The sequence below is a fragment of the Erysipelatoclostridium sp. MSK.7.34 genome (assembly GCF_019041935.1).
In the GTDB taxonomy this organism is placed as follows: domain Bacteria; phylum Bacillota_I; class Bacilli_A; order Erysipelotrichales; family Coprobacillaceae; genus Thomasclavelia; species Thomasclavelia ramosa.
Genome location: NZ_JAHPYJ010000004.1, coordinates 50,191 through 72,260, shown reverse-complemented (window position 1 = coordinate 72,260; position 22,070 = coordinate 50,191). Strand labels below are relative to the sequence as shown.

The window sequence follows — 22,070 nt, the reverse complement described above, 5'->3', positions numbered from 1 at the left end:
TGCCTCTTTTTTATTAGACACTTTGTGTTATAATGGGCATATATTAAAGTATCGGGGTGTGATTTAATGCGACGTAATATTTATAATTCAATATATTATTGTGTTTTAGGGTTGATTTTAATTGTTATTTCATCAATGGCAATTATTCAGCGAGAAGATTTTTTAATGCGTGTATTTGACGTATTGGCATGGATTTTGATTATTAATGGTCTTCATGAATTAAGTGTATTTTTAAGACGTCGCTTTAGAGGAGATTTAATTAATATAATTGGAAATATTGGAGTAGGAATATTTATTTTGTCTTATACAGCGATTCCAATTAGATTATTATTTGCTATTTTTGCAATCTATATAACATTAAATGGAATTATAAAATTTATTTCTTATTTAAACTATAAAAAAGATAAAGTGAGTAAACGATTTCCAGTTTTGTGTGGGGCTCTGTTTTTGATCATCTATGGCTTGGCACTGTTATTAGGGAGATATGCTGATGCTAATGCAATGATGATCTTCATTGGCGGTTATGGCTTATTATTAGGAATAAATTACATTATTGATGGAATCTTTACCGCTATTCCCCAGCAGCATAAAGACAGTTTAAAGAGACGGATCAGAATACCCGTACCAATCTTTATTTCTGCCCTTGTACCAAAAGTGATGATGGATTATATAAATGAACGGTTAGCAGTTGAGCCAACAGAGAAGTTTTTAGACGATCAGAATCACGCAAATGTAGAAATTTTTATTCATGTTAGCCCAGATGGATTTGGGACAATTGGACATTGCGATATATGTATCGATAATCAAGTAATATCTTATGGAAACTATGATTACGATTCTATTAGATTATTTGAAACCATTGGGGATGGTGTTTTGTTTATTGCTCCACGAGAAAGTTATATTCCATTTTGCATCGAAACTGATCATAAAACGATTTTTAGTTATGGGGTTCGTTTAACAGTTAAACAGTTAGCGAGTGTAAAACGAGAAATTGAAAAGTTAAAAGAAAATACCTACCCTTGGTATCCGCGTTCATATAAAGATAGGAATGATTGTAATGACTATGCCAGCCGTCTTTATTTACGAACGGGAGCTAGCTTTTTTAAATTTAAAAGAGGACGCTATAAAACATATTTTGTTTTAGGGTCTAATTGTGTTAAGTTAGCTGAAGCAATTATGGGAAAAGCAGGAATGGATATTATTGATTTAAATGGAATTATTTCTCCGGGTACTTATCAAAACTATTTAGAGAAGGAATATCAAAGGGCAAATGGTGTTATTATTTCAAAAAATGTTTATAACCAATTGACAATTGACCATAAATGAGACATAATAATGGAGTATTATGGTTATGTCAAAGAAAGACAATAATACTTTGCATAGGTGACCCCTCTCCCATATAATCACCTATGCAGAAAAGGAACAAGAAATTGTTCCTTTTTTTATACATTTTTTTTAAAAGTTCATAAAGTGTTCACATTTCTCCGATATTATTACAAATGTCGTCAAGACAAGATAATATATAAGTATAGGTCACCCCCTTCTTCCCCAAGAACGACCTATACATTAAAGGAAGTATTCCCCAATGCTTCCTTTTTTTTTTATTTGTTAGTGCAAAAAAATTCTTGCCTAGATAATAAAAATTTGCTAGAATGTAAAAGGGCAACAGTGTGTCTTCCAGAGGAAGACATTTTTATTTTGATATAAAACAAAAAGGAGAATAGAAAATGGCAAAGTATATATTTGTAACAGGTGGGGTCGTATCAGGCCTTGGTAAAGGTTTAACTGCTGCATCGTTAGGTCGAATTTTAAAACAGCGAGGGTTAAAAGTGTTTATGCAAAAATTAGATCCTTATATCAATGTTGATCCAGGAACGATGTCACCATATCAGCATGGTGAGGTTTTTGTAACGGCAGATGGTGCTGAAACCGATTTAGATTTGGGGCATTATGAAAGGTTCATTGATGAAGAATTAAATCGTAATTCATCTATTACTACAGGACGAATTTATAGTAATGTTATATCTAAAGAACGTCGAGGGGATTATCTAGGAGCTACGGTACAAGTGGTACCGCATATTACAAATGAAATAAAAGCAAAAATTTATGCTGCAGCATCAAGTTCTAATGCAGATATTGTAATTACTGAAATTGGAGGAACGACTGGAGATATTGAAAGTTTACCGTTTTTAGAAGCAATTAGACAGGTACGCTTAGATTTAGGTTATGATAATACTCTTTATATTCATACGACACTATTACCTTATATTGGAGCGAGTCATGAGGTTAAAACTAAACCAACACAGCATAGTGTTAAGGAGCTAAGAGGTTTAGGGATTCAGCCAGATTTTATTGTATGTCGAAGTGAGAAGTATATTGAACAAGAGCTTAAAGATAAAATTTCATTATTCTGTAATGTTCCAACAAAAAACGTAATTTCAAATTATGATGTTGAAGTATTATATGAATTACCAATGATGTTATTGGATCAGCATATGGATGATCTTGTCCTTGAACATCTAAGAATTGAGGCCCCACAACCAAATATGAGTGAGTGGGAGAGTTTGATTGAACGGGTTAAAGGTTTAGATCATGAAATAACAATTGCTTTGGTAGGAAAGTATACTCAATTACCAGATGCTTATTTGTCAGTAAATGAGGCTTTAAGACATGCGGGATATTATGAAAATAGTGTTGTAAATATTGAATTTGTTGATTCTGAGGAAATAACAAAAGATAATGTCGCTGAAAAGTTAAAAACAGCAGATGGAATCATAGTTCCTGGAGGATTTGGTAACCGCGGAATTGAAGGAATGATAGATGCAATTGAATATGCACGAATCAATAACTTACCATTTTTTGGAATTTGTTTAGGGATGCAGCTGGCAACGATTGAATACGCCCGTAATGTTTGCGGCTTGAAAGATGCTAATTCATTAGAATTTGATGAACTAACAAAAAATCCTATTATTAATTTAATGTCTGATCAATCATTAACTGATATGGGTGGAACTCAACGCTTAGGTGATTATAATTGTGAACTGGCTGCCGGTACACATGCTAGAGAATTATATGGGGTCGATATGATTCAAGAACGTCATCGTCATCGCTATGAATTTAATAATGAGTATAAAGACGCTTTAGTTGAACATGGACTTACGATTGCAGGCATTAATCCTGAACGTAATTTGGTAGAAATAGTGGAAATTAAGGAACATCCATATTTTGTGGCTTGCCAATTTCATCCAGAATTTACAAGTCGACCAAATCGTTCTCAACCGCTATTTCAGGGTTTGATTACAGCCGCTCATAAGCGAAAATATCATGGGTAGGTATTGCACCTATCCTTTTTATATAGTACCGTAATATGATACTTAGTGAATAAATAGTAACTTTAGTCCTAAATCAAGATACAAACTCCCCTAATTAGTCATTATCATTGTATTCGCTTACAACTATAATAATTGATATAGGAGGAAGTAAAATGAGAAAAATAAAAAAACTATTTGCAATGATGATGACATTAGTAATGACCCTAGGCATTATTACAACAAATATTAGTGCAATCGAGGAATTAAAAGTTACTTCAATTGTTGCTAATACATATGTTGGGGATGGACAAAGAGAAGTGAGTTCATTTGAAATCACTGTCAATGATATTAATTTAGTAAATGATTTAAAGGCTGAAGATTTTGATATTACTAATAACGTTAGCTCAGTACCCTACGACGTTGCGACAAATGCTTTAGCAGATGATTATTTAGATGATGGAATTAGTTTAGAAATTAAAGGAAATACAATTATTCTTAATGTAAAAGCCTTTGATTATACTGGACGATACAATCCTGATTTTAGTAAAAATCCTTGGCAGGTTACCTGCAACAAATATGGTGTGTTAAGTTTCAATAAAGATAATGTGACTACATTGAAAACAAAAACTTTGGATGATGCAATCAGAGGAACGTTTACATATGCGGGATTAACTCGTGAGTATGCTTTATATTTGCCTAAAAATAGTGATGGAACTAACATGAAAAATGTTCCATTAGTAGTATGGAATCATGGTGGTGGAGAATATGCAGGGCAATTAGAAAATACACTTGTTGCTAATAGAGGTTTAACTGCATGGGTAGAGGCAGGATATAATACAGCGGTATTACAAATTCAAGTTTCTAATCCAAACTATAGCTACGGGACAGCTTTTGATGAAGATAAGAAATCTTTGATCGATCAAAATAACGCTTTACAAGCAGCGTTAATAAAAAAATTAATTGCAGAAGGAACAGTTGATCAAAATCGTGTTTATGTTACAGGAGCATCAAGTGGTGGTGGCGCAACGATGCGCTTTATTATGCAATACCCAGAACTTTTTGCGGGTGCGATAGCTTGTTGTTCAATGGATCCGATTGTGTGGGTACATTATAATTATCAAGATTCTTATGAACAAATTGTTGAAAATTTTGAAACTGCTTTCCAAGGACAAGTATACACTTGGGATGAAACAAAAGAAATGATGGTAAGCAAACAAGTTGATACTGCTTCTTTAGTAGAGTTACCAATTTATTTTACACATGCTCAAAATGATACTACATGCAATGTTAATAGTTCAAAAGCTATGTATGAAGCTTTAAATAATCTAGGTGCTAAAAATAATCACTTAACAATCTGGTCAAATCAAGAAATGGCTGACGAAGGAATTGCTGAAGGTTTATTACATTGGTCGTGGGTAAAAGTACTTAACCATAATGAAGAAGGTTCACCAATGAATTGGTTATTTAAACAGACAAATGCTTCAGAAAATATTCCAGTAGAAAAAGAAGAGTCGAATAATTCTAAAACTGAAACAACTGCTTCTGAGGAAGCAAAGAAAGCAGTTAAAACAGGTGATGATAGTACAGTTGAATTGATGGCTATGATGACTGGATTATCATTGTTAGCGGGAACAGTAGTATTAAGTAAAAAATATTATTAATAATAAAAATCCTCTAACTGAAATGAACCTCATTATTTGAACATTCAAATAATGGAAGATTATTTCAAATGAGGATTTTTTATTTAAAATTCGAGTAATTTCACCAAAAAATTAATGAAATATAGTATACTAATACCCAGAGGTGAAAGCGCTATGATAAAAAATATAACTTTATTAGATAGTATTTTGGATGTTGCTAACTGTGTCGATATTAATGATAATAATACCTATATTGCTCGGAAAGTGATAGAGAATTGTGTTTGGTTAAAGGATATGAGTTTAGAGGATTTCTTAGAAACAACTAATATTAATGGGAGTCAGTTTAAACGATTTTATAAATTGTATGACTGCAACAATTTTTCAATCTTGAAAGAGCGGATTGGCTTGTGGTGTGATATTCGTAAAGAGCAAGTAGTAAAACAGTGTCAGTGGCAAAAACAAGAACCGCTTGCAAGAGTTATTTTTAACTTAACTAATTATAATGATTTTAATGATTTTTTTAATGTTGAGTTAATTGATCGGATTTGCAAGCAAATCTATCAAAGTAAGCGTATTATCATGTATGGGGCGATGGGATTGTTGAATTTAACACATGATTTTCAAATAGATATGAAACTGTTTGGAAAGGATTTTATTCGTAGTTCGATGTATGAAGATAAGGCTCTAGTTCCTCAAAAAGATGATTTTGTATGGCTTTTTTCAATGATGGGAAGAACGATGAATATGGTAGGGACAACAATGCGTTTAAAAATCTTTAATGGTCCTTGTAAGAAGTTATTAATTACTCAACACGGGGCATTATTAGAGAGTGATTTTTTAATTTCATTAAATACTGATAATGATTATTATGAGGGGCAGTATGTTTTTATGTTTTATCTAGATATGATTAAAACAAGATATTATGAATTATATATAAAGGAGAACTAGGCAGATGATTTTGGGGAAGGTTATGATGGCTCAAAGTGCTAATAAGCGTGGGAGTGTAGAATATCAGATCAGTAAAAAAACATTGATGCTCGGAAATCGAATCAAAGATTATTCATTAGAAATGTTTATTAAAGAAGCTGGGGTATCAAAAACATCATTGATGCGGTATTTAAATAGCCTGGGGGTTAATACCTTTACTTCTTTTAGGGAAATAATCACATTAGAGAGTATTAAAGGCATCACAGCCTTGGAAACAATAAAATATAACTATAAGGAAGAACAGCTAGACAAACAGGCTGTTAAATTAGGAAAAATAATTAAAGAGGCTAAACGTGTTATTGTTTTGGGGGATGGTAATTGTTTTAGTTTGATGATTTATATGAAAGCCTTTATTCATCTAGGGATAGATTTTGAAATTCCTATTTATTTAGGTAAGGAGGAGGATATTTTTGATGAATATGCATTATCTAAAGATGATCTGGTAATTTTTATCAGTCTTCATGAAACGTTTAGAAGTTTTTTAGATCATCGAACGATGTTTTATAAGGATGTTAGATATTTTCAATTCAATTGTCCGTGTCGAGTTGCATTTGTGGGAGAAGTAGATTTAGGACAAGAACCACTAAGTGAATACCAGTTTATCGTAGATATTGATGGGCTTATATATGAACGTAAAATGCGTTTAGATAAGTTATTTGAAGAGGCAATGAGTTATTTATGTCTTAGTTATGAATTTGTTTATTAATTCTTAAGTTTTTATTGATGGGAATTTTTGTTTGTTTTTGTTATAATACAGTATATTATGGAGGCGGTAATATGCTTGAAACTAAATCAACTAAGAAATTTAAGATAATTAAAGGAATAATTTGTATTCTTACTTTAGCAATGCTAGTGGCAGCAGTGATTTTTTTATTCATTGTTGATGATATGAAAAAGAAGCGACGTCTGATTTTTTCAATTGTTCAATTATTGTTAATGATAGGAATTATAATTTTACCAGAACAGTTAAAGGAACGACTTGATTTAAAAATTCCGATTATGTTAGAAACCTCACTAACTGTATTTGCTTTTTGTGGATTTGTACTTGGTGATGTGTTTGATTTTTATAAAAAAATACCTATTTGGGACTCAATACTACATGCTTTTTCAGGTGTGATCTTAGCTTATGCAGGTTTTGTTTTAATTGATTATTTTGTTAAACGTGAAAGTGTAAATATATCGATGGGACATATGTTTATTTGCACTAGTGTAGTATTGTTTTCGTTAGCATTGGGTGCTTTATGGGAAATTGGAGAGTATTTGGTTGATGATATTTTTGGGACTAATAATCAGCAGTATATGAAGTCTACGCGAGGAACTTTATATGGCCAAAAAGATGTGCCTTTAGAAGGACATGCAGCTTTAGGCGATACGATGAAAGATTTAATGTTAGACTTAGCTGGAGCAACAGCTATTGTAACAATAGAATACTGTAAAGAGGATTATCGCAAAAAGAAAGCTAAGAAAGAAGATAAGTAAACTTTGAGCATTGAAAATGCCCTAGAATATAGGGCGTTTTTGTGTTAGAATATGGCGTGGAGGAGTGAGAGTATGTATCGAATTGGACAATCAATTGATATTCATCAGCTAGTAGCAGGACGAAAGTTGATTTTGGGTGGTGTTGAAATCGAACATGAGCGTGGTTTGTTAGGACATAGTGATGCTGATGTTTTATGTCATGCCGTTATTGAAAGTATTATTGGGGCTTTAGGATTAGGTGATATTGGGAAACATTTTAGTGACACTGATGCTCAGTATAAAGGGATTAGTTCTTTAGTGCTATTAGAAAAAACTTATGAAATGATGGATGATCGCGGTTACGAAATAAGTAATCTTGATGCAATCATTTTGATTGAAAAACCAAAGATGGCACCTCATATCCAAAAAATGAAGGAAAATATTAGCAGGATCTTAAAATGTGATATTGCTGATGTTAATATTAAAGCAACCCGTGGTGAGAAGCTTGGCTTTGTTGGTCATGAAGAAGGTGCTGTTTCTCAATGTGTGGTTATGTTAAAGAAGAAAGGGATTTAAGAATGGAAAAAGTAAGAGTAAGATATGCTCCTAGTCCAACTGGACATCTACATATTGGGGGAGCAAGAACCGCTTTATTTAATTATCTATTTGCAAAACATCATGGTGGAGATTTTATTTTTAGGTTAGAGGATACTGATATTGAAAGAAATATTGAAGGTGGTGAGGCTAGCCAATTAGAAAATCTAGCGTGGTTAGGAATTATTCCAGATGAATCACCATTAAATCCAAAACCAGAGTATGCGCCATATCGTCAAATGGAACGTTTGGATATTTATCGTAAATATACTCAAGAGTTATTAGATCGAGGTTTAGCATATAAATGCTTCTGCACCCCAGAGGAATTAGATGCTGAACATGAACGCCAAGTTGAAGCTGGTGTTGCACCAATGTATAATCGTAAATGTCGTGATTTAACAGCTGAAGAAGTAGCAGCTAAAGAAGCAGCAGGAATTCCTTATACAATTAGACTTCGAGTGCCTGCAAATAAGACATATGAGTTTGACGATATGATCCGTGGACATGTATCATTTGAATCGAATGATATTGGTGATTGGGTAATTGTTAAAGCCAATGGGATTCCAACTTATAACTATGCAGTTGTAATTGATGATCATACCATGGAAATAACACATGTTTTTAGAGGTGAAGAACATTTAAGTAATACGCCAAAACAAATGATGGTTTTTGAAATGTTAGGATGGAAAGCACCGACTTATGGACATATGACTTTAATTGTAAATGAACAAAGAAAGAAATTATCAAAACGTGATGAAAGTATCATGCAATTTGTTTCACAATACAAAGAAGAAGGATATTTACCAGATGCAATGTTTAACTTTATGGCTCTATTAGGGTGGTCACCAGAAGGAGAACAAGAAATTTTCACAAAAGAAGAATTAATTAAAGAATTTAGTGAAACGAGATTATCTAAATCACCTTCAATGTTTGATAAAGATAAGTTAACATGGGTCAATAATCGTTATATTAAAGAAAGATCATTAGAAGATGTTGTTGCATTATGTCGACCATTTTTAGAAGAGGCTTATGATCTATCAAGTAAATCAGAACAATGGATCAATGATTTAGTTGCAACGTATCATGATCAATTATCTTATGGTAAAGAAATTGTTAGTTTAGTCGATTTATTCTTTACAGATGAATTGAATTTAGATGAAGAAGCTAAAGAATTTATGAAAGATGAAACTATTCCTAATACGTTAAAAGTATTTAAAGCGCAATTAGAGAATTTAGAAGAATTTACTAAAGAAAATATTCAAGCTTGTATTAAAGCAACTCAAAAAGAGGCTAAAGCTAAAGGAAAAATGTTATATATGCCACTTAGAATTGCAACAACAGGAATCATGCATGGACCTGATCTTGCGAGTTCAATTTGCTTATTAGGAAAAGAAAAAGTATTATCTAGATTAGGGTAAATATCGATTAAGGAGCGTTTAATTTAACGCTCTTCTTTTTTCTGTAAAAGAAAAAGGATTGATATATTCATTGTTTGTGTTATATTGTATATACAATGGAATACACGGAGGAGGGGTCAAGTTACTATTATAAGCAAGGGGAAAGAGTATGAGTATAATAGCAAAACTGACCGAAAAGAAAGATTTTTCAGCGTCGGAATCTAAAATCGCAGATTATATTATTGAAAATAAGGAGGAGATATTACATCTTACAATTAGAGAATTAGCTAAAACAACATATACTGGGGCATCGACTGTAATGCGAGTCATAAAAAAAATTTATGATGGTAGTTTTTCTGATTTTAAGGTCGATTTAGCTTATGAATTACAAAATATGATGAGTAAAGGAAATAATAAAATCTTATTTCAAATAAAAAAACAAGAAACAGCTTTTTCTGTTATGGAAAAAATTGCAAGTGTTGAAAAAGATACAATCGATCGAACAAAATTGTTATTGAATTATCAACAAATTGAACGTATAACTAAGTTGATCAACAAGGCTACAATAATCTATATTTTTGCAGATGGAATTAATGAGCAGATTGGACACGAATTTAAGTATATGATGGCTCGGATTGGAAAAGCTGTAGAGATTGCAACCGATAACTTTTGGGTAGCATTAAATTGTTTAAGTGAATCGGCTAATCCATTAGCAATCTATGTTAATCATCGTGAACATAATGTTCAATTATTAGAGAAGATAAGATTAAATCATAAAATTGCAATTCCTGGGATTGCTGTTACGGGATATATTAATTCCACTTTTGAAACTTGTTGTAAAGAAGTGATTACTATTCCTACTGGAGTTAGTTATTCAGATCTAGCTCCTGTTATTTATACAACTGCAATACGTTATGTTTTAAATACGCTCGTGGGCTGTGTGATTGCTTCAAATCATGAATTGAGTATGGATAAATTGATTGACTATACTGAATTATCACAGACAGTGAAATAGTTTTACTTTGAGTTGGTACAATGTGCCAGCTTTTTTTTATTTGTGAGCTTTTATTTAGAAACATTGTTCCAAAAGAAATGCATATGTTTAAAAAATAACGTATTTATGTTAATAATATGGATAGATAATAAATATTAATGGATTGTTACTTTCAGTAGGCAAGACCAAAGAGCACTAATTAAAGCTTTTTAGTCGTGCCTTTTTTAGTGTTTTAAAGGAGGGAACATTAAGTATAAAGTAGACTATTTTTTAAGAAAGGAAAGGGAAAAATGAGAAGAACAAAAAGAATTATAGCTTCTTTAGTTGCAGCAGTAACAGTTATATCGCAAGTTATGCCAATGATGAAAGTTACTGCAGCAACTGATAATGTCAGATTAGCAACATTTAATATTGCGGCTAATAAAAAACCTGATATAACCAAGCTAAATGAATTATTGAAGACAAATAATGTTGATATCGTAGGATTGCAGGAAGTGGATATTAATACAAGTCGTAATCCATACAATATGTTAGAGAAGTTTGTAGAGCAAGGTGATTATGCTTACAGTTCATTTCAAAAAGCAATTGAAACTGGTGGTGGTGATTATGGTGTTGCACTACTGTCAAACTTAGAATTAATCAATACAAATGGTGGAGCTTTGAGTAGTGAGGGAATTAAAGAAGCTCGAGCATGGCAAAAAGGAGAAATTGAAGTAAACGGTAAAGTTATTGCAGTTTATAATACTCATTTGACATATGAGTCAGTAGAAGCTCGTGCGAAACAGTTATTAGAGTTAAAAGCAACTATGGATCAAGATCCGGCAGAATATAAAGTTGCTTTTGGGGATTTTAATGTAGATCAAAATCACAATGAAATTTATCCATTTTTAGAAGATTACAACATTGCAAATGGTAAAGGTGGAAAGTGGTACGATACCTTTAATGGTACTGATGCAAGTATGAAGACTAGTGCAGTCGATAATATTATTACTTCTAGAAATTTAGAAATTAGTAATATTACAATGGTTGAAACAGATTTATCTGATCATAATTTATTTTATGCCGATGCTAAGTTATTAGATCAACCAGTTGCTTCTAGAGATTATTTAGATCTTGTGATTAGCGATGCTAATGCTTTAGATGAAGGTAAATATAGTAACGCTTCTTACAACACTTTAGATGAAAAATTGGTTGCAGGGGAACTGCTTGATCAAAATGCTACTCAAGAGCAAATCAATAAGGCTGTTAAAGATATTCAAACAGCACAGGATAATCTTAAAACAAGATATCCTAATTTAGCTCTAAATAAAGACGTTAGTGTATCAGGACTAGAGGTGAATGATGGAAGATGGACTGCTCCAATGGCAGTAGATGGTATTGTTTCTAGTGATAGTCGTGTATCTTTGGCTAAAGATAAAGATGAGCAATGGTTAGAAGTTGACCTAGGTAAAACAGAAACTATTTCTAATTTTGTGATTAATTATGAATCACAAGTACCTGCTTTCAAGATTCAAGTTGCTGGTGAAGATAAAGTGTACCGTGATATTTATGAGGTTAGTAATTTAGAGGGGCAAATTAGCAATATTCAAAAGATTTCAATTGATCCTACTGAAGCACGATATGTTAAATATGTCCAATTAAAACGCTGGACACATAGTGGTAATGGGAAACAATACAGTGGCAGTATTTATGAATTTGAGGTATATGAACAAGATCCAGATGCCAAAGATTACAGTAATATTGCATTGAATCGGCCTGTTAGCGCTTCATCATTAGAAGTAGGTGATGGCCGCTTTACTGCACCAATGGCAGTAGATGGAGTGGTTTCTAAGGACAGTCGGGTATCTTTTGGTAAAACTGCAGATAATCAATGGTTATTAGTAGATTTAGGAAGTCGTAAGACAGTATCTGAATTTGTAATCAATTATGAATCATGCCCACCAGCATTTAAAATTCAAGTATCTACTGACGGTGTAAACTATCAAGATGTTTATGAAGCTGCTGATCTTCCAGATGGAGGGCCTAGTGAAATTAAAGAGATTCAAATTGAAGCAACAAAAGCAAGATATGTTAAGTATGTTCAATTAAAACGCTGGACCCATACTAATAAAAATAAATATAGTGGCAGTATTTATGAATTTGAAGTATATAAAGAAAGAGATCATACAGTTACAACTGCTGATGAAGTTTTAAAGTCATTGAATAAGGAAGCGCCACAAATCAATGGTAATAAAATTGTTTTACCAGCGGTACCTGATGGCTTTGAAATTAGTTTATACGGTTGCGATAATAAACAGGTTGTAGCAATGGATGGAACAATTACTCGGCCATTGGAAGATATGGATATTAATGTATTATATCAAGTTAAAAACTTGAATGATGAAACTGATATTGCTTATAGTGAAGCCGATATTAACTTTATTGTACCTGGAGCTTATAACAAGGAAGAAAGTATTAATGCTAAGCCTAATGTAATGCCGGGATTACGGGAATGGAAAGGTAATGAAGGAGAATTCACATTATCAAAGAATTCAAAAATTGTTGTTAAAGATGCCAGTTTGGAAGCTACTGCTAAACAAATTCAGTTTTATTTAAAAGAGATGATCAAACATGAACTTGAAATTGTTACTAGTGGTGAAAAGAGTGGTGATATTGTTTTAGTAAAAGATGGTAGTGTTGACAACTTAGGGAAAGAAGGATATACGCTTGCCATCGATGATATGATTGAAATTAAATCTAACTATGAAACAGGAATTTTATATGGTGGTATTTCAATTACCCAAATGTTTTCGCAGAATGATGGGATGAATAATGTAGCTAAAGGATTAGCGCGGGACTACCCTAAATATGAGGTTCGGGCAGGTATGCTAGATGTAGCTCGTACTTATATTCCAATGGAGTATTTACAAGAAATGACGATTTATATGGCATACTATAAACTTAATGAAGTTCAAGTTCATGTAAATGATTATTGGGGAGCTACAGGGTATTCAGCTTTTAGATTAGAGTGCGATACTTATCCAATGATTACAGCTACTGATGGCAGCTACACTAAAGAGGAGTATCGTCAATATCAGATTGACATGAAAAACTATGGAATCAATGTAATTACGGAAATTGATACGCCATATCATGCTGAATGTTTTAGAAATGTTCCTGGAGTAAAAATGCTTAAAGCAGGGGCGTTGGATATTAGAGAACAATCCTCTTATGATGTTATTGAAGCTGTTCTGGATGAATATTTAGATGGGCCAAATCCTGTTATTCAAAGTGATAAATTCCATATTGGAACAGATGAATATGATAAATCATATTCAGAGCAAATGCGTAAATGGACTGATCATTTTATTAATTATGTTAATGATAAAGGATATGATACAAGATTATGGGGGTCTTTAGGTAGTCGAGGATTTAACGGAACAACACCAGTATCAAATGATGCTACGGTTAACTTATGGGCACCATATTGGGCAGATGTTAAAGAAACTTATAATGCCGGTTATGATATCATCAATACTTGTGGGGGATGGTTATATATTGTTCCTGGAGCTAATGCTGGTTATCCAGATCGTTTGGATATTGCTTCATTATATGATAAGTTCGATGTTAATAATTTCTCACCAAGTCGAAATGCCGGACAAGGTACTGCAATCATGCCAATTGCTCATCCTCAAACTAAAGGTGGTCAATTCTGTGTATGGAATGATATGACTTCATATGGTGGAGGATTTACATGGTTTGATATTTACGATCGTTTTATTGATGCAGTTATGATTACTAGTGAAAAAACTTGGTATGGAGAAAAGACGGATGGTCAAACTGCTGCTGAGTTTGTTGAACGGGCTAATAAATTAAATAGTGTTGTACCTGGGGCAAATCCGGGAAGGGTAGTCGAATCAAAAGGAGAAAATATTACAGCAATTGATTTTGAAACAATTAAAAATGGAAAAGCAGTAGATACTTCAGGAAATAATTATAATGCTACATTGAATAACGCAATTATTGAAAAAGCTAATGGTAATAATATTGCTACTGTAAATGGAGATGGGTATGTGGCATTGCCATATAAATCAATTGGTTATCCTTATACAGTAATGATGGATATTAAATTAGACAGCAATACATCTGAAAATACCCAAATATTTAGTGGTGATGATGGTGTTATGTATGCTAATATCGATGGAACTGGAAAAATAGGATACTCACGTAGTGGATATAACTTTACTTTTGATTATGAACTTCCCAAAGATACTTGGGTAAATTTAGCTTTGACTTGTGATCAAAAGAATACGACTTTATACATTAATGGAAAAGCGATAACAACGGGAATTAATATGGGCACTGCAATTAATAACCGTAAAGATTCTAGTACATTTGTTTTACCAGTTGAAAAAATCTTAAATAATGCAAAAGGTAGTGTTGATAACATTAAGATTTATAATAAAACCTTTAGTGCGACAGAAATTTCTGATGAATTAGGTTATATTCAATTAGAAAATTTAGCTTTAAACAAAAATGCAACTGCATCTTCCGTAAATCCACTTACTCCTAATTTGACACCAAATTTAGCAGTTGATGGAGACAATACTAAAGTTACAACTAATCGCTGGTCAAGCAAACGGGCAACAGGTGCAGGAACTAATGAAGGCGATACTGAATATGGAACAGTTGAACAAGATCTTACGGTAGATTTAGGGGCAAACTATAAAGTTGATAAAGTATTTATTTCTTGGGAAGGTGCTTATGCAACTAAATACACGATTCAAGGCTCATTGGATGGTGTAAACTTCTTTGACATTAAAGATATTACTAATGGTACTGGAGGAGAAATAACTCATAAAGACTTAGGTGATGTTGAAACACGTTATATAAGAATTGCTTGTCATGATACTAAAAATCGTAATTGGGGATATTCAATTTATGAATTAGAAGTATATCAAAGTACTAATGAGGGATTAAGAGCATTAGTTAAAGAAGGTCAAGCTGAGCTAGCAAAATTTGATGCTGGTAATAAAAATGGAAATATTGCTAAAGATGATTATGAAGTATTTGAACAAAAATTTGAGGATTATTTAGCACTTGCAGACGGTACAGAAATTTCTACTGAGGAAATTGGCAAGCTATTAAAAGAAGTGACTGCGATAATCAACTCAATAGAAGATAGTGTGATTTATTCAAAAAACGAATTAAATGAACTATATCAAAAAGTTAGTTTATATCAAGAAAAAGATTTCACAAAGGATAGCTTTGTTGATTTTAATACAAAATTAACTGCTATTAAAGGATTAATTGATAATGCTGATGATTATATTAAAGTAAATGAAGCAATGGGACAATTACAAACTTTAGATAGTAGTTTAGTTAAATTGGATCGAAGTAAATTAAAAACAGCTATTGAAAGTTATGATAATTTTCAAGAAACTGATTATACAACGAGTTCATGGCAAACGATGAAAACAATTGTTGATGCTGCTAAGCTTGTTCATGAAAATGTAAGTTTAAATCAAGTGGATGTAGATAATGCGATAGCTGCTCTTAATGAAATTAATTTAGAAAAACGAGGAAATACTAAAGAATTAGCGAAATTATTAAAAGAATACGATGAAGCTGATTATACAATAAGTACATGGGCAGAATTTGCAGGAGTATATCAGGCAGCAAATGCAATGGTAGTCGATAATAGTGATGTTAACCAAGAACAAGTAGATGCAATGGTTGCATTAGTTCGAGAGGCTGCGATGAAACTTCTAGAATTAGGTAATTCAAAAGACCTTGAAAAAGTTATCAATAAAATAACTGAAGCGATAAAAGATCTAGATCAAGCTAATTATGATCAAGATTCATGGAATAAACTTCAAACAATGATTAAGGCAGCAAAAGAATTATTAGATAGTAAAGATGTATCTCAGGCGGAATTTGATGCTATGTTAGATTCATTAAATCAAGTTTATGATGCTTTAAAACCAATAGAAGTAAAACCTGGTGAGGAAACGGAAACACCAACTAACAAACCAGTAACTGATACAAGTGATAAATCTGTAAAAACAGGTGATGATGTTAATTTATTTGGTTATGCAGGATTATTAGGAATAGCTCTAATGGGATTAATTTGTCGTAAAAAATTTGATTAATTAAAAACAGTATTTTTGTGGTGACCCTCTATAAAGTGATATGTGTCCAGAATTCTAGATATCTATCACTTTAGGGGGTTTTTATATGGAACATTGTGCCATGTTTATATCTTTTATACGAAACATTGTACCGTAATTGTATAGACACATTTCTTTTATGTATAAATAGTGCTATATTAAAAATATAGCAAAGGATTGTTACTTTCAGTAGGCAAGACCGAAAAAGCAAGATGCTTTTTAGTCTTGTCTTTTTTTACTAAAAACATCTGGCTTCAAAAAAAGGAGGGACATGCACAGAGGGAAAATAAGTAAGATTTTTATTAATCAAAGAAAGGGAAGAATTATGGAAAAGATATTAAGGAAAGGTTTTATTTCATTATTATCACTCTTGATGGTATTTACTACATTTAACCAACTTATTACAAATGTAGCTGCTGAACAAGAGTATGAAAATATCGCATTGGATAAAGTGGTTGTGGCGAGTAGTGCTATTGCCGGCAATGAGGGGAGCAATGCAGTTGATGGTAAGATAGATACTAAATGGGAAGTAGGTAATATTAGTACAAACCCAAGTATTATAGTTGATTTAGGGAAAGAGGAAAGTTTTGAAAAAATTACATTAAAGTGGGCTAGTAATTTTGCATTTCGTTATAAACTATATGTGGCTAAGGCCGACCAAAAATATGGACAAGTCCTATTCCACGAAGAGGGTACTGGTGGCGATGAAGAATGGGAAATGGAAGAAAATACAATTGCCCGCTATGTGAAAATTGAACTGATTGAAGCTAAGAGCGGAGAAAGTACGATTGGTTTAAAAGAATTAGAAGTTTTAAGAGTTAAGAAGGATACTAGTAATGATCCAGTTAATATTGCTTTAAATAAACCAGCATATGCTTCTGGCAATGAAGCTAATTTGGATCGTCTTGGACCAGGTGGAGCCTTTGATGGTAAATACAGTAATGATTATAATGAACGCTGGTCAAGTGGAAATATTACTAAGAGTCCCCAATGGATCTATGTTGATTTAGAAGCAGAAATGACATTTTCATCAATACATATTTTTTGGGAAAATGCTTTTGCGACAAAATATGTATTGCAATATTCTAATGATGTTGGAACTGATAAAAATTGGATAACATTTGTAAATGTAGATGATGGTAAGGGAAGTTGGGAAAAATTTGATTTTGATCCAATTACAGCTCGGTTTGTTCGTTTATATGCTACAGCAAGTAATGGTGTTGGTAGTGCTAAACCGATTTCTATTTGGGAAATGGAAATTTATGAAGAAGTAAATAATAGTCTTACAGTTGATGATATTGCCAAAGATTTTACAATCGCAACAATTACTTCAAATATGGATAAGATGCCAGTATATCATTATGATAATGATAATATTGTAGCAGAAATTTTTTGTAGTGATACTGACTTTGTAGTTGAAGATAATGGAATGATTCATAAGCCATTGGTAGATAAGGAAGTGTTAGTTACTTATATTATTAAAGATAAAAGAACTAATGCAACTAAGGAAATGAAAAATATTCCAGTTATAATTCCAGGGCAAAATTCAGTTGCTTTAGATAGTAATCCTGTCCCTACTACAGTTCCAACGATTCAAGAATGGAATGGAGCAACAGGAACTTATCAATTAACTAATAATTCTAGAATTATTGTTCAAGATGAAAGTTTATATAAAGCAGCTCAAATTACTAAAGATGATATTAAGGATTTATTTGGATTAGAATTAGAAATTAGTAATACAACAGTAAAAAAAGGAGATATTTTATTAACTAAAGAAAATGCGGATACCACTATTGGTGATCAGGGATATACATTAGAAATTGGGGATAGTATTACAATTAAGTCAACAACTTATCAAGGTATTTTCTTTGGAACACGCAGTGTTTTACAAGCATTAGTTGCAAGTGGGGATGCACTGACAATTAATAAAGGTGAAGCACGAGATTATGCTAAATATGAATATCGTAAATTCATGTTGGATGTTGCCCGTAAATATATGCCAATGTGGTATTTAAAAGATTTTGTTAAATATGCATCTTGGTACAAGTTCACAGATATTCAAGTACATTTAAATGATACTTCATACAACGGTCATTCGCGTTTTAGATTGGAGTCAGATATTCCAGGATTAACGGCAACAGATGGTTATTATACAAAAGGTGAGTATCGTGATTTCCAATATTATGCTGAGGATTATGGAATTAGAATTGTTTCTGAGTTCGATACTCCAGCACATTCAGCAGTGTTTATTGACAATAATTCTGAATTAGGATTTGATGGAACACATTTAGATATACGCTTAAATTCTGATAAAAAAGAAACAGTGTATAAATTTATTGCTGATCTATATGAAGAATATATGGGGGGAGATAATCCGGTTTTTGTAACCGATGCATTTAATGTAGGGCTTGATGAGTACAATAGTGCATACAAGGAAGATATGACCCAGTATACTCAATACGTAATGGATCTTGTTTATAATAAATATGGTAAAACGCCAATGGCATGGGCTTCTATGGGATGTGTAGATTCTGATAAAACAAAAATACCAGATTATCCAATTATGGATGCTTGGGCAAATTATGCAATCAGTTTAAAATCATTATTTAATCAGGATTATAAATTAATTAACGCAACTAATAAGTATGGTTATATTGTTCCTGGCGGGAATAATGGTTATCCAGATTTTGCGAAAGAAGAAGAAATGTACAATAACTTAAGTGCTGGAAAATTTAGAGATAAAATGGGCGCTGGAGTTGATGTTGCTGAAGGACATCCAAAAATTGTTGGGGGTTCGATTTCATTATGGAATGACCGAGGAATCTTTAATGGGATTTCTGTTTATGATGTTTTTGCAAGAACACAAAGTATCTTACCAATATATGCTCAAACCTTTTGGTACGGTAAAGATAATGACAAGTCATATGACCAATTTAAAGCTGAGGTCAATACTTTAGGTACTGGTCCAAATGTTGAGATGGATAAAGAAATTAGCAGTAAAACAGAAAAAGTATATGACTTTGATATGGAAAACACTTCAAAACAAGGGGATAATTTAGTCATTAAAGATAATTCTGGAAATGGTTATGATGCTACTGCAATCAAAGCAACAGTTGAAACAACTGATGAAGGTCAGGCATTGAAATTAAATGGTGATGGTTATCTACAAATGCAGCATAGTGCATTGAAATGGCCGTATACTTTAGCTTTTGATTTAAAAATCGATGAATCACAAACAGGCGATATTGTATTATTTGAAGAAACAATGCCAATAGAAGAATGTAATCAGTGGATTGATACAAAGTATCAAACAAGAAAAATCTATTTAAAAGAAATTGATGGTAAATACAAGCTGATGTACGATCGTGATAGTTATCATTATGAGCATAATATAGAACTTGAAAAGGGAAAATTATATCAATTAGCTTTTACTTCTGATAAAAAATATACTAATGTTTATCTAGATGGAGTAGTTAAATCAACGATCAATGGACCAATTCTTACCAATTCGGGGAATAAGTGGTATGATTCAGCTTCAATCAATTTACCACTACAAAAGATTGGACAAAATTTAGTAGGAACATTAGATAATATTAAAGTTTATAATCGTTTATTGAATAATGAAGAAATTAAAAATCTTTATGATACAGGAATAGATGTTATTCATGAAAATATTGCTTTGAATAAAGAAGCAACAGCTTCAAGCAGCTATACTGATTATCAAACACCAAATAAGGCATTTGATGGAATCATTAATCAAAGTGCTAGTGGTCCTGAGCAATCACGCTGGGCGTCAGCACGTACGCATGATCAGTGGATCCAGGTAGATTTAAATAAAGTTTATAAAGTTGATCAAATCAAGATTACCTGGGAAGATGCTTATGGAGTGGACTATGAATTAAAAGGCTCAGTTAACGGTAAAGACTGGTTTACGATCAAAAATGTAACTGGTAATGTAGCTAAGGAAAATAATCATACTGGATTAGGTGATATTGAAGCACGTTATATTAAATTAATTGGTACAAAAGCTGCTAATAACGCTAAGTATGGATATTCTATTTATGAAATTGAAGTATATGAAAATCCTAAAAATGATTTACTTAGAACAATTAGTCAAGTTAAAGATAAATTAAGTGAAATGAATGTGGGTAATTTCCACGGTCAAATCAAAGAAGAAGCTTATCAAACTTTCACGGCTTATTTAACCAATCTTGAAAATGAAGTGGTAGGAAAAGAAAGTATCAGTGAAGAAGAAATGCTTAAGTTCAAAGAAGAATTGTCTAAAAAATACACAAATTTAAAGAAACAGGTTGTAAGAGTTGATAAAGGTGCTTTAGAAACAGTGCTTGAAGTGGCGGAGAGTAAACTGGCAGAAGGGTACAGTGAAGCAAATAGTACAGTTTCAAGCTGGCAAAGTTTCATACAAAACAAAAAAGCAGCTGAAGCAATGGCTGATAGAATGGATATTACTCAAAGCGATGTTGATAAGATGGTATCTGAACTGCAAACAGCATTAGATAATTTAACATTTAGGGCGTTGGAATCGTCATTTAATGAACTGGTTGCACTGATTGATGAAGTTACTAAGATGGAAACTGATTATTCTGCAGAAATGTTTAAGGTTATGAAAGGATATCTTGATCAAGCAAATGCCTTAGTTGCACTAGGAGCAGGAGAAGTAGTTGAAAAAGATGTTCAAGCCAATCTAACAAATCTTGCAAATGAAAAAGCCATTCTGATTAGTTACCGGGAATTAAAGGTAAGCGTTGAAGTTGCAAAAGAGATTTTGGATAAAGAAGCAGTAAATCTTCGGCCAGCTACTTTGAAAGTATTGCAAGATGCTTATGAAGCAGGAAGAAAACTAATAGATGATAACAGTAAGGAACTTATAGTTTTACAAAATGCAAAACAAGAAATCAATGAAGCGATTGAAGGACTTTTAGAAATAGTAGAGCGCAAGGATTTAGATAAATTGATTGAACAGGTTAAAGATTTAAAAGAAGAAGATTATACTGAAGAATCATGGAAAACGTTTAAAAATGGTTATGAAAGGGCCGTCACAGTTAATCAGGATCTTGACGCTAATGAAGGTGCTATTCAAAATGCCTACGATGAATTACTAAGAGCTTTCAATGAATTAAAGCAAGTTGTTAATAAAGATAATTTACTACTCCAAATTGAATTGGCAAAACAAGTTCTTGCTAACAAAGATAAATATGATATTGAGTTAGTCAAGGAATTAGAAGAATTATTAAGTCAGGCAGTTGCACTGATTGCTAATGATGTTAGCAGTGAAGATGTTAATAAAATGAGTGATGCTCTATTAACAAAAATCGAAGCTGTTAAAGCTAGTCAAAAAGAGGAACCGAAGGTTGAGGAACAGCCAGGGACTGAGGTATCAGACAAAACAAAGAAAAATGCTAAAACAGGTGATGAAACAATGCTCTTTGAATTTGCAATGATATCATTAGTTGCACTTTTAGCTGTGGTTAGATTAAGAAAGAAGAGTTAATTAGTTAAAGGGTCATGTTCAAAAGCGA

Annotated in this window: 11 protein-coding genes; all 11 read left to right on the top strand. The window is 32.4% G+C overall.

The window, feature by feature from the left end; translation table 11 throughout:
* Window positions 1-66: 66 nt before the first annotated feature.
* On the top strand, window positions 67-1,326 hold the full coding sequence (locus KTF99_RS04205; RefSeq protein ID WP_009009297.1) for an HdeD family acid-resistance protein: 1,260 nt from the start codon (window positions 67-69) through the stop codon (window positions 1,324-1,326).
* 401 nt (window positions 1,327-1,727) lie between these two features.
* Window positions 1,728-3,332, top strand: a complete 1,605-nt coding sequence (locus KTF99_RS04200) for a CTP synthase (RefSeq protein WP_003537020.1) — start codon at window positions 1,728-1,730, stop codon at window positions 3,330-3,332.
* Window positions 3,333-3,484: 152 nt separating this feature from the next.
* Window positions 3,485-4,972: a prolyl oligopeptidase family serine peptidase gene (locus KTF99_RS04195; RefSeq protein ID WP_003537022.1), complete on the top strand. Its 1,488-nt coding sequence runs from the start codon at window positions 3,485-3,487 to the stop codon at window positions 4,970-4,972.
* A 153-nt stretch (window positions 4,973-5,125) separates the two neighbouring features.
* Entirely contained in the window at window positions 5,126-5,899 is a 774-nt protein-coding gene (locus KTF99_RS04190; protein WP_008793062.1) for a hypothetical protein, read from the top strand.
* Between the two features lie 4 nt (window positions 5,900-5,903).
* A complete protein-coding gene (locus KTF99_RS04185; RefSeq protein WP_003537026.1) occupies window positions 5,904-6,644 on the top strand; it encodes a hypothetical protein in 741 nt (246 codons plus the stop codon).
* A 71-nt stretch (window positions 6,645-6,715) separates the two neighbouring features.
* Complete coding sequence (locus tag KTF99_RS04180) at window positions 6,716-7,417, top strand: hypothetical protein (protein ID WP_009300689.1); 702 nt, start codon at window positions 6,716-6,718, stop codon at window positions 7,415-7,417.
* 72 nt (window positions 7,418-7,489) lie between these two features.
* Window positions 7,490-7,972: a 2-C-methyl-D-erythritol 2,4-cyclodiphosphate synthase gene (gene ispF, locus KTF99_RS04175; protein WP_008793060.1), complete on the top strand. Its 483-nt coding sequence runs from the start codon at window positions 7,490-7,492 to the stop codon at window positions 7,970-7,972.
* Window positions 7,939-9,408 (top strand): glutamate--tRNA ligase, encoded by a 1,470-nt coding sequence (gene gltX, locus KTF99_RS04170; protein WP_009300690.1) that lies wholly within the window; start codon window positions 7,939-7,941, stop codon window positions 9,406-9,408. Before ispF ends, gltX begins: the two co-directional genes overlap by 34 nt.
* 148 nt (window positions 9,409-9,556) lie before the next feature.
* Window positions 9,557-10,402 carry a MurR/RpiR family transcriptional regulator gene (locus KTF99_RS04165; RefSeq protein ID WP_003537032.1) on the top strand — a complete coding sequence of 282 codons (846 nt, stop codon included), beginning with the start codon at window positions 9,557-9,559 and terminating at the stop codon, window positions 10,400-10,402.
* Window positions 10,403-10,671: 269 nt separating this feature from the next.
* The gene (locus tag KTF99_RS04160; protein ID WP_029481213.1) at window positions 10,672-16,512 is read left to right on the top strand and encodes a discoidin domain-containing protein; all 5,841 of its coding nucleotides are present in this window, start codon (window positions 10,672-10,674) and stop codon (window positions 16,510-16,512) included.
* 343 nt (window positions 16,513-16,855) lie between these two features.
* The gene (locus KTF99_RS04155; protein ID WP_254210089.1) at window positions 16,856-22,042 is read left to right on the top strand and encodes a discoidin domain-containing protein; all 5,187 of its coding nucleotides are present in this window, start codon (window positions 16,856-16,858) and stop codon (window positions 22,040-22,042) included.
* Window positions 22,043-22,070: the final 28 nt, after the last annotated feature.

Excerpts from the sequence above, each read along its gene's own strand:
- KTF99_RS04190 (WP_008793062.1), top strand. The coding sequence starts at position 5,126 with ATGATAAAAAATATAACTTTATTAGATAGTATTTTGGATGTTGCTAAC.
- KTF99_RS04165 (WP_003537032.1), top strand. The coding sequence starts at position 9,557 with ATGAGTATAATAGCAAAACTGACCGAAAAGAAAGATTTTTCAGCGTCG.
- gltX (WP_009300690.1), top strand. The coding sequence starts at position 7,939 with ATGTGTGGTTATGTTAAAGAAGAAAGGGATTTAAGAATGGAAAAAGTA.
- KTF99_RS04160 (WP_029481213.1), top strand. The coding sequence starts at position 10,672 with ATGAGAAGAACAAAAAGAATTATAGCTTCTTTAGTTGCAGCAGTAACA.
- ispF (WP_008793060.1), top strand. The coding sequence starts at position 7,490 with ATGTATCGAATTGGACAATCAATTGATATTCATCAGCTAGTAGCAGGA.
- KTF99_RS04205 (WP_009009297.1), top strand. The coding sequence starts at position 67 with ATGCGACGTAATATTTATAATTCAATATATTATTGTGTTTTAGGGTTG.
- KTF99_RS04155 (WP_254210089.1), top strand. The coding sequence starts at position 16,856 with ATGGAAAAGATATTAAGGAAAGGTTTTATTTCATTATTATCACTCTTG.
- KTF99_RS04185 (WP_003537026.1), top strand. The coding sequence starts at position 5,904 with ATGATTTTGGGGAAGGTTATGATGGCTCAAAGTGCTAATAAGCGTGGG.
- KTF99_RS04180 (WP_009300689.1), top strand. The coding sequence starts at position 6,716 with ATGCTTGAAACTAAATCAACTAAGAAATTTAAGATAATTAAAGGAATA.
- KTF99_RS04200 (WP_003537020.1), top strand. The coding sequence starts at position 1,728 with ATGGCAAAGTATATATTTGTAACAGGTGGGGTCGTATCAGGCCTTGGT.
- KTF99_RS04195 (WP_003537022.1), top strand. The coding sequence starts at position 3,485 with ATGAGAAAAATAAAAAAACTATTTGCAATGATGATGACATTAGTAATG.